Source organism: Streptomyces sp. NBC_00316 (assembly GCF_036158715.1).
Taxonomy (GTDB): domain Bacteria; phylum Actinomycetota; class Actinomycetes; order Streptomycetales; family Streptomycetaceae; genus Streptomyces.
Genome location: NZ_CP108023.1, coordinates 8,739,424 through 8,752,889 on the forward strand (window position 1 = coordinate 8,739,424; position 13,466 = coordinate 8,752,889).

At 66.4% G+C, this 13,466-nt stretch carries 9 protein-coding genes and 1 pseudogene; 5 read left to right on the forward strand and 5 right to left on the reverse strand.

Features of this window, described 5'->3' with window-relative positions; all coding sequences use genetic code 11:
- Nucleotides 1–64: 64 nt before the first annotated feature.
- From OG878_RS39055 to istA, 3 genes are read right to left on the reverse strand one after another with little or no spacing between them, the layout of a single operon-like run.
- On the reverse strand, nt 65–589 hold the full coding sequence (locus OG878_RS39055; protein WP_328884827.1) for a DUF1877 family protein: 525 nt from the start codon (nt 587–589) through the stop codon (nt 65–67).
- A 34-nt stretch (nt 590–623) separates the two neighbouring features.
- Nucleotides 624–1,382: an IS21-like element helper ATPase IstB gene (gene istB, locus OG878_RS39060; RefSeq protein ID WP_328884826.1), complete on the reverse strand. Its 759-nt coding sequence runs from the start codon at nt 1,380–1,382 to the stop codon at nt 624–626.
- Nucleotides 1,382–2,977 carry an IS21 family transposase gene (gene istA, locus OG878_RS39065; protein WP_328884825.1) on the reverse strand — a complete coding sequence of 532 codons (1,596 nt, stop codon included), beginning with the start codon at nt 2,975–2,977 and terminating at the stop codon, nt 1,382–1,384. Before istA ends, istB begins: the two co-directional genes overlap by 1 nt.
- A gap of 900 nt (nt 2,978–3,877) precedes the next feature.
- Between istA and OG878_RS39070 the strand changes: the two genes are divergently transcribed.
- From OG878_RS39070 to OG878_RS39090, 5 genes and pseudogenes are all read left to right on the forward strand, one after another.
- Nucleotides 3,878–4,351 carry a carboxymuconolactone decarboxylase family protein gene (locus tag OG878_RS39070; protein WP_328884824.1) on the forward strand — a complete coding sequence of 158 codons (474 nt, stop codon included), beginning with the start codon at nt 3,878–3,880 and terminating at the stop codon, nt 4,349–4,351.
- A gap of 526 nt (nt 4,352–4,877) precedes the next feature.
- Entirely contained in the window at nt 4,878–7,043 is a 2,166-nt protein-coding gene (locus tag OG878_RS39075; protein WP_328884823.1) for a SpoIIE family protein phosphatase, read from the forward strand.
- Nucleotides 7,044–7,128: 85 nt separating this feature from the next.
- Nucleotides 7,129–7,467: pseudogene (locus OG878_RS39080) on the forward strand (integrase core domain-containing protein); the annotation flags it as partial.
- A gap of 1,128 nt (nt 7,468–8,595) precedes the next feature.
- The gene (locus OG878_RS39085) at nt 8,596–9,216 is read left to right on the forward strand and encodes an RNA polymerase sigma factor (protein ID WP_328891082.1); all 621 of its coding nucleotides are present in this window, start codon (nt 8,596–8,598) and stop codon (nt 9,214–9,216) included.
- Entirely contained in the window at nt 9,213–10,277 is a 1,065-nt protein-coding gene (locus tag OG878_RS39090; protein ID WP_328884822.1) for a CU044_5270 family protein, read from the forward strand. The genes OG878_RS39085 and OG878_RS39090 overlap by 4 nt, the downstream gene beginning before the upstream one ends.
- A gap of 481 nt (nt 10,278–10,758) precedes the next feature.
- Here OG878_RS39090 and OG878_RS39095 read toward each other — a convergent pair whose 3' ends face one another.
- Nucleotides 10,759–11,883, reverse strand: coding sequence for an IS701 family transposase (locus OG878_RS39095; RefSeq protein WP_328891530.1), 1,125 nt, complete (start codon nt 11,881–11,883; stop codon nt 10,759–10,761).
- Nucleotides 11,811–13,241 (reverse strand): dihydrolipoyl dehydrogenase family protein, encoded by a 1,431-nt coding sequence (locus tag OG878_RS39100; protein ID WP_328884821.1) that lies wholly within the window; start codon nt 13,239–13,241, stop codon nt 11,811–11,813. Before OG878_RS39100 ends, OG878_RS39095 begins: the two co-directional genes overlap by 73 nt.
- Nucleotides 13,242–13,466: the final 225 nt, after the last annotated feature.

The following is a 13,466-nucleotide window of genomic DNA, read 5'->3' on the forward strand; positions in this document are numbered from 1 at the left end:
CCCAGGCGGAAGTTCACGTAATTCCCCAGGGTGCTGCTGTGATCTGACTGGAGGACGCCCGGTGTCAGTCCCACCACAGCACGAGAAGAAGGTGCCGTTGGGATGCATCACGGTAGAACTCTCGCAGGGCATTGAAGTGCCCCAGCAGGTACTTCCTCGGGCCGCCGACGATCCTGGCCGGCCCGTCGCCGATCAAGGAAGCGGCCTCTGTCTCGTCGGTCGGCAAGGCGGCCAGAAGGGCGGTCAAGTCGATCTGCGAGAGCAGTTCCGAGACGCGAGCCACCTGAGCCGCGGAGAGGGCCGTGGGAGCGGGCCCGAAGGGACCGATGGCATGCGGGTGTGTGTTGAGGAAGCCGAGGTCGATTGCAACATCGCCCTCGGTGGACTGCCGCAGAGCGTTGAGGTGGACGTCATCGAGACCTCCCAGCTCGCAGATCCGTTCGAGCAGAGTCGGCGCCCAGTCCAGGTCCAGGGTGTCCGCCGTGGGTGGATCCCAGTGAGGATCTCCATCCGGTGACTCGTCAGCTGACTGCTGGCAGGAGGTGAGGTACTCCGCAGGGATGCGGGCAAGTTGTTGAGTGACGGCCATGAGGGCAGTATCCCGACGACGTCCACCGATTTTCCTACTTGGTCTTGTCAGTGGGGTTCTTTGGCCGCTTGTTGGGGCGGTAGCTGGGGCCGTTCATGATCACCTGGTGGCTGGTGTTGATCAGGCGGTCCAGGAGCGACTCGGCGACGACGGGGTTGGGGAAGAGCGGATACCAGTCGCTGGGTGCCCGGTTGCTGGTGATGATCAGGGACCGTCCCTGCCGTTCGCTGACCAGTTCGTAGAGGTCATCCGCCTGGGCCGCGCTGAGCTGGCGCATGGCGAAGTCGTCGAGGATGAGCACGTCGGGCCGTACCAGTTCGCGGATCCGCTTGTCCCAGGTGCGGTCCGCGTGGCCGCCGGCGAGGTCTGCGAGGATGCGGCTGGTCTTGGCGAAGCGGACGTGGGCGCCCTGGCGGATCGCGAGGTGGCCGAGGGCCTGGGCGACGTGGGTCTTGCCGACCCCGACCGGCCCGAAGAGGATGACCGACTCGCCGGAGTGGAGCCAGCGCAAGGCCCCGAGATCTCGGATCTGGGCGGCTGGGAGCTTCGAGGAGGCGTTGAAGTCGAACTCCTCCAGGGTGACCTGCTGCTCGAACTTCGCCCGTGTCAGGCGTCGTTGGAAGGCGACGGTCTCGCGGCGGGTGATCTCGTCCTGGCAGAGGACCTGGAGAAAGTCCAGGTGTCCGAGTTCGCCGCCGTGGGCCTGGGCGAGGCGGGCGTCGAGGGTTTCCAGCATTCCCGAGAGCCGCAGGGATTTCAGCGACTCGCGCAGGGCGGTGTCCATCACGCTCATCAGATGCTTCCCTCAGCTTCGCCGTGGACCTGGTCGTCGTGCATGTCGTCCGCCGTCTCGGCCGGGGCGACGGAGGCGAACAGTCGCTGGGGCCCGTGGAGGAAGGCTGCGGCTCCCGCGTCTCCGCTTGATTCGGGCTCCGGGTCGGTCTCGGTGCCGGCGATCAGGATGCCCTTGATGGTGCGGTAGGACGGATCACCGACCGTGATTGCCTTCGCGCAGGCGGCCTCCAGCCGCGTCTCGTCGTACTTCTTCCTCAGCCCGACGACCCCCTGGGCGGCGCGGAGACGGTAGAGCGCGTTGACCTCCAGTAGCTGGTCGACGACGGTCCGGCAGGCGTCCCCGACCTCGGATGCCTGGGTCCGGCACCAGATTGGCGTGCGCATCTGGAAGGCGATCTTCTCCGGCGGGTAGTCACCCTTGTCGGTGCGTTTGCCCTGGTCAAGCGAGGCGTGGGTCTTGACCAGGTCGCCGTCGAGGAAGACCTGCACCATCGTGGCGGTGGAGCGGACGTCGACCCGGCGGCCGATCAGTTTCCAGGGCACCGAGTAGAGGGTGCGGCCGGCCTTGATGTGGATGTCCGGTCCGACCGTCGCTGTTGACCAGCGAGCCAGGACGAACGGAGTGGGTGGCAACGGCAGTAGGGTCTGGGCTTCGACGGCCTCGAACACTGCCATCGGTGAGGCTCCCTGCAGCGGCCGGCACTGTCGTCGGCCCGCCACCTTCTGACTCCAGGCGACAGCCTCGGCCTGCATGTGCTCGATCGAGGTGAACTCCCGTCCACGCCAGAACGAGTCCCGGATGTAGGGCATGGGCCGCTCGACCCGCGGCTTGTCCTTGGGCCGGGCGGCGCGGGCTGGATCCACCAAGGCGCCGTAGTGGGTGGCGAGTTCGGCATAGGCCTTGTTGATCTTCGGGTCGTAGAGATCGGGTTTGTCGACGCCGGTCCGCAGGTTGTCCGGGACCAGGCGGCGCGGGACGCCCCCGAAGTAGCGGAAGGCGGCGACGTGGGCCTCGGTCCAGGCGTGCTGGTGCAGGTAGAGGACCGGGCGGACGAACATGTGTCGCGAGCACGGCAGTACCATCACGAAGGCCCAGATCCGGTGCCGTTTGCCGGTCTTCGGATTGGTCCACTGGCCCAGGTGGCCGTAGTCGATCTGAGCTTCTGAGCCCGGCTCGACGTCATCGCGCAAGACCGTGACCTGCGACCTTGTCGTCTCATCGGGCAACGTGGCATGTACCCACCGGCGGAACGAGGAGATCGACACGTCGAGCTTGTGCTCGTCCCGCAGCCGTTGGTGGATCGTGGAGACGGTCACCGTCCCCAGCAGGTTCTTGATGTAGTCGCGGTGCTGGTCGATGTCGGGCCAGGTGATCTGCCGCAGCCGCCGGTCAGACAGTTCAGGGAACCATCTCTTGATCAGCTTGGCCCAGTCGGCCTCTCGCATCGGCGGACCGCCCGGGACGATCTCGGACGCCTCCGCCGGTGCCAAGTACTTCCTGATCGTCTTGCGGTCCACCCCCAGCGACGCGGCCAGCTCGCTCTTCGATCGGCCTGCGTACCAGTGGACATAGATCTCGGTGATGTCGACCACGACGAACGTTCTCCTCGCCATCCGGGCTGCCCATCGGCCATCCGCACTACAGGCCGAGAGCTGCCCACGCGCCTCCGCGATGACCAGGTCCCTCGATCCCGAACTCCGTCGTACCCCTGGGGAATTAGGAGAATTCGGGATGGGGAATTACATGACGCTCAAACCACTCGTCGTGGGGAAAAACGTGAACGCTCACAAGCTGTTTGCCGAGCCTGGAGGTCCTGCCCGGGGCTCGAACCGGACAGTAGGAGTGCACGCTCGTAAGTCGGCGCGCGGTCTCATGTCGCCCATTGTCAACTTGCGGCAAGAGGGGATGGGCGGCGCAGGCGCTGGGACTTTCCATTAAGAAAATATGCGCCTAATGCGTCGCGGTGCCGCGAATCCGCTTCATGGTTTTCCCGCCGCGCCTGGGAAGCGCCCGGATGAACGGCTGAGCGACAAGTGTCGGATCAAAGCCGAAGGGATATTGCCCCGTCAGCGGCGCCGATGCCATCCTCAAGCTCGCCGACTACCAGGGCTGCTGGTCCATGGAGGTGTTCCACGTTTGACCGGATGCCCGAAGCTAAGGGCTGTCCCGTAACCCCTGGCGGGCGCACGACGACAGCTACGGCACCTCGCCGCGTTGTTGGAACGCCCGTATACGCCCAGTATGCGGACGTCCCTCCGCCTTGCGATGCACCGCATCTGACGCCGCGCGCTGATCCACCCGGGATTACGGGACAGCCCTTAGCCGAAAGCTGTCGCGCACCGGATGGGACCGGGCACCTGGTCGGCGTCAGACGGGAGTAAAAGCGCGGCGAGAAGCTTTAAGTCGCAATTCCCATTGAGTATCACTGCCGCTCGTAGCGATGGCACAGATTGACCCTGTGGGTCGTCCGGCCGTGTGAAGAGGAGGAACCCATGACTGAGTCAGAGACTGAGAAGCAGCGCGTTAACATCGGAAAGCAGCACCCGGCCAATTACAAGGCTCTTATCGCCCTGTCCTCGACAGTGGAAGACACCGCCACCGCGGCAGGTCTTGACCCGCTTCTGGTCGAGCTTTTGAAGATCCGCACGTCCCAGATCAACGGCTGCGCGTTCTGTCTCAAAATGCACACCCGCGACGCGCTCAAGAAGGGCGAGAACCCGGACCGGATCGCAGTGCTGCCCGCGTGGGAAGAGACTGGTTACTTCTCCGAGACCGACCGCGCGGCCCTACGTCTGACAGAGGCGATCGCTCACGTGTCCGAGGGGCACGTGAGCGACGACGACTACAACGCGGCAGCAGCCGTCCTCTCTGCAGATCAGGTCTCGGCGGTCGCCTGGCTGTCAACGCTGATGAACGCCTTCAACCGCGTCGCGATCACAAGCCGATACCCGGTCGCCGGCAAGTGAACCAGCTTGCAGTCCGTACGGGCATGCGAGTGCTGTCGTCCCAGGACGAGTCCTTCGAGGTCGCCCCCATGTGTTGATGGCGTCGGGCATGCAGGACACTCCATCACCCATGTATATGGGGGGCCGGTCCGTCTCTGCGTGGCACCTTCACGAGGCACGCCGCAGTGCCCGGCGGCGGCAGCATCGGCCGGACACAGAACCCGATCGCCGGCGTATCCACTCTCCCCTGCTCCTTCGCTGCCTCAGTGCCCGTGTCAGCCCCATTCGCCCATGCATGTGGCAGCTCGGGACGCGTGCAGTCAGCGGGACGCCTCGCGCAAGGTGTGCTGGCCTGACACACCCTCCGAAACTCAAGCGTTTACTCCCCACGTTCGGACAGCCCCATTCGACGCGTTGGACCCGCCCGTCGGCTGACCTAAACCTATACTTCACGGTATAGGGGGCAGCCTTGTGAAAGGCGGGCAGCGCAGTCAAAGATCTTTGCGGCACAGGCAAGTCCGCGCGGATCGGCGGCAGCGATCTGGCGGTGGCGCTGCACCGCGCCCTCCGTGAGGCGGTGCGCCGACTGGGTGTCGCCTCGGCGGCGGTCTACCTGCTGGACGATGAGCGCAGCCAAATCAGGGTTGCGATGATCGGCGGCAACGCGCCTTCCCTCTTCACGTTTCCCGGCCGGATGGGCCTGGACGCTCCCTACGCCTCGGCACGTGCCCTGGCCTCGGAAAGCGTGGCGGTACTGGCCGAGCCCGACCTGGCGGATGCGGACCAGGAGCATGTGCTGCCCTATCCGTACATCGCTCTCTCGGCCCCTGTCATCGCCGCCGATCACCGCTTCGGCTCTCTGACGGTCCTCCGACCGGAAACCCACGGCAGCTGCGAGGCGGAGATCTGCACCGGCTTGAAGAAGATCGCTGACGACCTGGCCATGGCTCTCGCCGAGCTGGCGGACAGTGGCACGGTGATCACACCGGGGCATATGCCCGCGCTCGTGCCGGTGTTCGACGGGCATGCGAGCACCGGCACGACGGATTGGGGGGTGCCCGGCGTCGCTGGTTCCGCGGGCCTGAGCCTCATGTACCCAGTGCGACGGCTCTCTGACATGCTGAACCAGGCCACGACTCTGGACCACATTGTCGCAGCGGCCCAGCACTGCATCGTGTCCCCGTTCGGAGCCCGGGCCCTGGCCCTGGCCTCAGCCAGCGAGGGCCGCCTGTGGGTCCTGGGACATTGCGGGGCCTCCTCCGGCCTGGTCCGCAACCTGCATGGCGCCAGACTGGACGTCCGAACACCAGCGGCAGAGGCACTCCGAGGGCGTCCACTGTTCATCTCTGGCGACCGTCAGTCGGCCGACGCCTCGGAACCCTTCGGCCGTGAAGAGTTGGAGGCCTACCTTCCGCTCGTCGGGAGCAGACACGTCATCGACCTGCCCATCACCGAGAGCAGCCACATCGTCGGCGTCTGCTGCCTGGCCTTCGATGGGCCCCGCTATTTCCCGCCCGAGGAGAGAGCCGTCCTCGGCATGATGGCGGGATCGCTGGGCGCAGCGGTGGATCGGGTCGAACTGAGCGCGAAGCAGCACGAAGTCGCCGAATGTCTTCAGCGACGTCTCCTCCCGTCCACACTCGTTGAGTTGCCCCGGTTGACCACCACGGCGCGATACCGGCCCGCCACGCTCACCTCAAGCGTGGGCGGGGACTGGTACGACGTGATCAAGGGGCCGGGCGAACGGGTCGTACTGGTCGTCGGCGATGTGGAAGGCCATGACATAGAGAGCGCCGCCGTCATGGGCCAGGCGCGCAGCGCGATGATCGCCTACGCGACCGAAGGGCACAAACCCACGGCCGTAATCGACCGGACCAGCCGGCTGCTCGCCGAACTCGGGACGGATCTTCTTGTCACCTGCTGCGTCATCACCCTGGACACGGCCGACGGCACGGCCAAAGTGGCCTTGGCCGGCCACCCTGAACCGCTGGTGCAACGGCCCGACGGAAGCATCGGCACCCTCCAGGCGTCGGCCAACCTGCCCATGGGTGTCACCACGGAATACGCCTACCGGGAACGCGAGCACACCCTGGAGCCCGGATCCGTACTGATGCTGTACTCCAACGGGCTGACCGGCTGCGACGAAACCGACCCCGACGCCCGAGCACTTTTCGACTCCGGCAGTCGCGAATTCGACACTGACCTCGAACAATTGGCCGACCTTCTCATTGCCGACACACTGGGCCCCCGCCAACGTCGCGACGACGCGGTACTCCTCCTGGCCCGCTACGAAGGGGCCGGTGGCCAGAGCGTGCTGCGGACAGGGCGCCTGCGCATCCAGCGCCGCGACCTGCACGGGGTCAAGGCGGCACGCACCTTCGTCGACGACCACCTGACTTCCTGGGGACTGGAAGCTCTGTCGGAGGACCTCCAGCTCATCGCCAGCGAGATCGTCACCAATGCCCTCATCCACGCGGGCAGCGACGTCGACGTATGTCTGCGGGCATTCCCCGACCGCGTCCGGCTGGAGGTACGGGACTCCGACAGCAACCCGCCCGTCCCCTCACCCCTGGCCCTGGCCGAGGAAGAGAAAGCGGAATCCGAGCACGGCCGCGGCCTCCTCATCGTGGAAGCCCTGAGCACCGCGTGGAACAGCACTCCCAACGGCCGGGGTAAAACGGTCGCACTGGACCTACCCATCCCTCATGCCTGAAGCGGGCTGCACCGGGCGGGCTAGCGACACCTGCGGTGATCCCCCCGGTGTATGAGGTGCCGGGGCCGGAAACCCCGCCGGACCTGGGCTGATACATCATTCCGATGCGGGCAGTCAGTACACGTCCTTCGCCTTCACCGCCCACCTCCTCGAGGCCGGGATCGACGCCTCGATCGGCACTGTCGGCGACGCCCTGGACAACGCCCTCATGGAGTCCCAGATCGGCCTCTACAAGACCGAGCTGATCAAGCCCCGCAAGCCCTGGCACGGCCTGCCCGATGTCGAGCTCGCGACCGCGGAATGGGTCGACTGGTTCAACAACCAGCGTCTGCACACCGCGATCGGGACCATCCCGCCCCACGAACACGAGACCAACTACTACGCTCAACACCCGCCCCAACCGGCGGCTGGAGCCAACGCATAGAGCCTCCACCGATCCCGGAGCGGTTCAAGGGACCATGCAAACCATGCCTTGGCTCGGACCTGTGCTCGCGCTGACAGGTGTTCTAAGGGCGGTCCCGTAATCCCTGGTGGATCAGCGCGCGGCGTCAGATGCGGTGCATCGCAAGGCGGAGGGACGTCCGCATACTGGGCGTATACGGGCGTTCCGACAACGCGGCGAGGTGCCGTAGCTGTCGTCGTGCGCCCGCCAGGGGTTACGGGACAGCCCTTAGTGGGCGCCGTGTTCGCTCCGCTGGCCACTACACGCTTCGGTTGGCAGACGTCTCGTCGAGAGGCTATCGATCACGCGATTGCATGTGTGAGGCGAGCGCAACTGGCAGCAAACTATCCGAGGTCTGTGAACCAGCATGAGCTCGGAGTTAGCGACGAAGCTATTCGTTACTTCCTTGAACTTCCTCTCAGGGGGTTTGAGAGGTTCTATGAGGCGACCCAAGAAATGCGCAGGGCATTGGCAGCAGTTGAGCCATACGTGGCGTGGACTGGGACGACTCGCGATGACAGACGCCGGATGACGTGTATGCCGCCCTTCTGGAGCAGCTCAAGAAAGCGCGTCGGCGCACGTTGCTCATCCATTCGGGCAACGATCGCCGCATAGGCGACTGAGGTCGGTGGAATCTCGATGGGCCCCGGGAGAGCGTTCCGTGGTGCGATGACATCCGCTTTAGGAGTTCGAGCGGGACCCTGGGGCACCTGCGGGATCTACGTGGTCGCTTGCGGAGGTACATGGTTCGGAGCTGTGGACCCCCGTGAACGGCCTTGGCCGTGGATGAATGAGACGGAAACTGAGACGGCCCGGTGAACGATGCCAGTCGTGATAGTGCCGTCGGTTGCTCACGGGTGCGGGAGACGCCCAGCGAGATCAGCGACCTTTTTCACTGGACCGCGAACGGGTTCACGAGGGGCTGACCCCGACCCTGGTTCGTCCTGGCTGTCCGTGGACAATGAGAGCGTATTGCCGGGGGTCTGTCCTGTTCGTGTTTCGGCGGCACTTCGTCCTGTCCCTCTCGCGGTGGTGTGGCGCAGGACACGGGAACGAGGTCGTGTCGGCGGAGAGTTAATAGGTGTGAGGCATACAGAACCCAGTGAGTCGTTGCGAGCGCGCGTGCGGGCGGGGGACCGTGCGGCGTTCGCCGACCTGTACGACCAGAACGTTCGCGCTGTCTACAGACATGCCCTGAGGCTGACCGGCAACTGGTCGGAGGCCGAGGAAGTGGTGTCCGAGACCTTTCTCGGTGCCTGGCACACCCGGGAGTCGGTGGATCTGGACGGTGGTTCCCTCGCACCGTGGCTGCTCGGTATCGCCACGCACAAGGCGCACAACGCCAACCGCGCTCTGCGCCGGCGGCTCAATTTTCTGGCGCGTAGCCCGGAGCCCCGGCCGGTGGAGGACTTCGCGGATGAGACGGCCGGCCGGGTCGATGATGCCCGTCACCTCGGGTTGGTTCATGACGCCCTGAGGCGGCTGGGTCGGGCGGATCGTGAGGTGCTCGCTCTGTGCGTGGGTGCCGGGCTGGACTACCAGCAGGCCGCCGAGGCGTTGGGTGTTCCGGTCGGCACGGTGAGGTCGCGGCTCTCGCGTGCCCGGGCCCGGCTGGCCGGCCACAGCTTGAGCGCGATGTCGCGAAAACGTCGGGAACCGCGCGGCCGTCGCGGAGAGAAAGAGAGTGAAGCCGCAATCGCGGCCCTGTTCCTGCAGGAGGAAACCCGTTGAACGCCGACCACTCGCGCGCCGGCTTTGCCCGGAGTGAGACAGAAGAACTGCTGGCTGCTCCGGTCTACTGGGACCTCTCGCCGAGCCGCCATCTTCACCAAAAGGACATTCTGATGCAGCAGATCGATCGCGATCACCACTCTCTCGGCGAAACGTCACCCGCTTCCCGCCGCCGGCTGCCGCGCCTGGCCCTGATGGTGCCCGCCACGTCACTGGCCTTGGCCGGTGCCCTGGTCGTCACGTTCTCCGGCAGCGATCACACCTCTGCCCCGACGGCCAAGCCCCCTGTCTCCTCACCGGCCCGGGTAATCAACGCGTCAGTCACCCTTGGCCGGATTGCCGACGCGGCCATGAAGACGGACGCGACGCCGGTGAAGGAAGACCAGTTCGTATATGTCCGGCGCTTGGCGCGCGAGAACAAGGGAACTCTCGGCGGCCGGGTGGTGCTCGGCGCGGCGCACAACGAAGAGCGGTGGATGTCTCAGAAGCCCGGCCCGGTGACCACGGTCGGCTGGCTTCGATCGAGTGGGAAAGACGCCGTAATGCCTGGTCAGCTGGGTCCTATCACCACCACATCTCCCGTGCAACCGGGTCTGTGGTACCCCACCTACACGTGGCTCGCCTCGCTGCCTACCGACCCCGACGCCCTGCTCGAACTGCTCTACACCCAGACCAGGGTGGAAAAGGGCGACTCGAAGGACGAGGCCGTCTTCGGGACGGTCGGCGACCTGCTGGGCAGTGTGATCATGCCGCCCGCGACAGCCTCCGCCCTCTACAAGGCCGCCGCGAAGATTCCCGGCATCACCTGGATCCCCGACGCCACCGACGCGGCCGGACGACACGGCATCGGCATCACCCGCAGGGACACCCGTTCCGCCACCCGCTCCGTGTTGATCTTCAATAAGGACACTCTCGCCTACGCCGGTTCGCAGGGGTACCTCATCAGCCACAAGGCCAACGCCAGGGGTACTACGGACGACGTGCTGCTCGGCATCGACGCCGTCATGGAACGCGGGGTTGTCGACCGGCAGGGCGAGGTACCCGCGACTACCGCCAGCTGACTCCGGCCGATAGACGGCAACGGGGGCACGATGGGCTTGTCGTTTAAGTGCGCCACGAGCGCAGAGAGTGAGGTTGATGTAGGTAGACCCACTTGATGCGGTGCTGTGCAGATGATGAAGGTTTTGTGGCCCTTCGGCGTCGCCCTTCGGGGGGAGACGCCAAACCGCCTCAAGCTGCGTTGGCTGAAGTCCGCCGTGGTGAGCGTTGAGGAAAAGGCGTCCGAGAGGCGTCAGGTGGGGACCGGAAAGGCGAGCGAGAGCGAACCGCTGACGACGTGTCGAAACAAGCAACTGACATCAAAACCGGGGCGGTTAAATGGCGCCGGGATGAGCCTGGCGGGTTCCCGTCTATTGGCCAGGTGGTGTCCGGCATGGAGGCGGCGCGAGTCCGGTCTGCGGCTTCTGCATGGAACGTGGGAAGGCGAGTGTCGACACAGCTACCCCGGTCTCGAAAGAGGCCAGGTAGCGAGAGGGAGCGCGCCTAAGGGCTGTCGTCGGCTTGGTGGGCCGTGACCGCCAGGAAGGCGTGGGCGAGCATGGCCAGGGTGATGTGCCGATACCAGCCCACGTAACGGCGGACTTCGTACTGGTCCAGCCCGCACTCGTTCTTCGCCGCCTGGAAACACTCCTCAATTGCCCAGCGGGACCCGGCAATCCGCACCAACTCCCGGCCGGTGATCTCCACGGGTGTGTAGGCGAGGTAGCAGGCGATCTCGTCCGGGCGGGAGATGCTGCGGCGGGCCAACGCCCACCGTATCCGGTGCGGGACTTCGCCCTGGTAGTCGAACTCGGCAACGGCTGGCAGCCGCACTGCCGCCCAGTGGTAGACGCGCGGTCCCTTCGCACCGTCGCCGCATGAGATCTTCTCCCACGCCTCGGCCGGGGCTTGCGCGAACAGACCCTCGATGCGGGGACAGCCCACGGTGAACTGGGACTTGGGGACGGCCAGCACATAGCCGACGCCGGACTGCTCCAGCAGTCGGCGGAAGCGACTTTCCTGTCCGTAGGCGGAATCCGCGGTGACCCAGGTGATGGGCAGCGACGAGGCGAGGGCACGCAGCACCATGCGCCGGGCCAGTTCGCCCTTGGTGGCGAACGCCTGGTCGTCGGGGATTTTGGCCGCGCGGCAGCGTTCGCGGTCTTCGGCCCAGGACTTGGGGATATACAACTCCCGGTCCACCAGGGCCCATCCGCGGCCGGAGGCGTAGGCGGCGAAGACACCGATCTGGCAGTTCTCGGTGCGGCCGGCGGTGCCGGAATATTGGCGCTGGACCCCGGTGGAGGTAGTGCCCTTCTTGATGAAGCCGGTGTCGTCGATGATGAGGACACCGTCGTCCTCGCCGAGCTTGCCGGCGACGTATTGCTGCAGGTCATCGCGGATGTCGTTGGGCTCCCATTTCGCGCCGGCCAGCAAGTGCTGCAGACCGTCGGGAGTGGCGTGGCCTGCCTGCTCGGCCAGCTGCCAGCTGTTCTTTCGGGCGACCGGGGCGAGCAGCCCGCGTACGTAATCACGCATCCCCGCAGCGGCTGCCTTCAGCCTCGGTGGGTCTCCAGCAGCCTCAGCCAGACCTCGCTGATCGTGGGGAAGGCGGGTACGGCGTGCCAGAGCCTGTCGATCGGAACCTCGCCCGCGACGGCGATGGTGGCCGAGTGCAGCAGTTCACCTACGCCGGGCCCGGCGAAGGTGACTCCGGCCACGGTGTTACGGTCCAGATCGATGAGCATACGGGCCTGGCCGCGGTATCCCTCGGCGTACTGGTGGGCGCCCGCAACGTGTGCGAGGTCGTAGTCCACCACCTTGATCCGACGCCCGCTCTGCTCCGCCTCGCGGGTGGTCAGGCCAACGGCGGCGACTTCCGGGTGGGTAAAGACCACTTGCGGGACGGCGGCGCTGTCGGCGGTGGCCGCGTGCGCACCCCACCGGGTGTCGTCGACCGGCTCGCCCTTGGCCCGGGCGCCGATGACCGCACCCGCGATCCGGGCCTGGTACTTGCCCTGGTGGGTCATCAGGGCGCGGTGGTTGACGTCGCCGACGGCGTAGAACCAGCCGTCGGCGACGTCGGTCACTCGGAAGGTGTCGTCCACCTTCAGCCAGTCGCCCGGGGTGAGACCTATCGTCTCCAGCCCCAGGTCCCAGGTTCGCGGAGCACGGCCGGTGGCCAACAGGATCTCGTCCGCCGCGAGATGTCCGCCGTCGGCCAGGGTGATCCGGACCTCGCCGCCCTCGCGGGCGAGGGAGGTTACGGAGGTCCCGAACCGGATGTCGACGCCGGCTTGCCGCAGGCCGTCGGTGACCAGCTCTCCGGCGAACGGCTCCATCCGCTGCAGCAACGCGTCCTCGAGAACCAGCATGGTCACCTGGGAGCCGAGCGCCTGCCAGGCGGTGGCCATCTCGACGGCGACGACACCGCCGCCGACCACGGCCAGACGTCCGGGGACCTTGTCGGCGCTGGTGGCCTCACGGCTGGTCCAGGGGTGAACGGTGTCCAGGCCGGGGATGGGGGGCAGAGCCGCGCTGGTTCCGGTGGAGACGGCCACGGCGTGCCGAGCTGTGAGGGCGACGGTCTCACCGTCGGGAGTCTGCACACTCACCTTGCGGGGGCCGTCAAGGCGGCCGTGGCCTCGGATCAGATCGACGGAGACCGAGTTCAGCCAGTCGACCTGGTCCTCGTCCTTCCAGTACGAGGCCATCTTGTCGCGGTGTGCGAGGACCGCCTCGACGTCCAGCGGTCCGGCGACCGCCTGACCCAGTCCGGGCACTCGGCGCGCGTCGGCCCGTGCCACCACCGGGCGCAGCAGCGCCTTGCTGGGGTCGCATGCCCAGAACGAGCACTCGCCGCCGAGGAGTTCGCGCTCCACGATCACGGTGCTGAGCCCTGCGGCGCGGGCGCGTTCGGCCACGTTCTCGCCGACCGGGCCTGCGCCGATGACGATCACGTCGTAGGTGCGGGTGGTCTCGTTCATTGCTGCTCCGTTCGTCGCTGCTTCTGTAACTCGGTCGGATGTTTCGGCGGCCCGGCAACTGGCCGCGCGTTGTTCCCCCGCTTTCACTGGGGAGATCCGCAGGGCGGTGCTCGGTTGACGCGGTTGCGTGGTAGTCGGACCGCTGGTGTTGGGGCGCGCCTTTGCGCCTGGCGGGTCGGTGCAGGGGTCCGGGTGTTCGGCTTTGCGGGTGCTGTGGCCAGGGGC

Excerpts from the sequence above, each read along its gene's own strand:
- OG878_RS39055 (WP_328884827.1), bottom strand. The coding sequence starts at position 589 with ATGGCCGTCACTCAACAACTTGCCCGCATCCCTGCGGAGTACCTCACC.
- istB (WP_328884826.1), bottom strand. The coding sequence starts at position 1,382 with ATGAGCGTGATGGACACCGCCCTGCGCGAGTCGCTGAAATCCCTGCGG.
- OG878_RS39070 (WP_328884824.1), top strand. The coding sequence starts at position 3,878 with ATGACTGAGTCAGAGACTGAGAAGCAGCGCGTTAACATCGGAAAGCAG.
- OG878_RS39100 (WP_328884821.1), bottom strand. The coding sequence starts at position 13,241 with ATGAACGAGACCACCCGCACCTACGACGTGATCGTCATCGGCGCAGGC.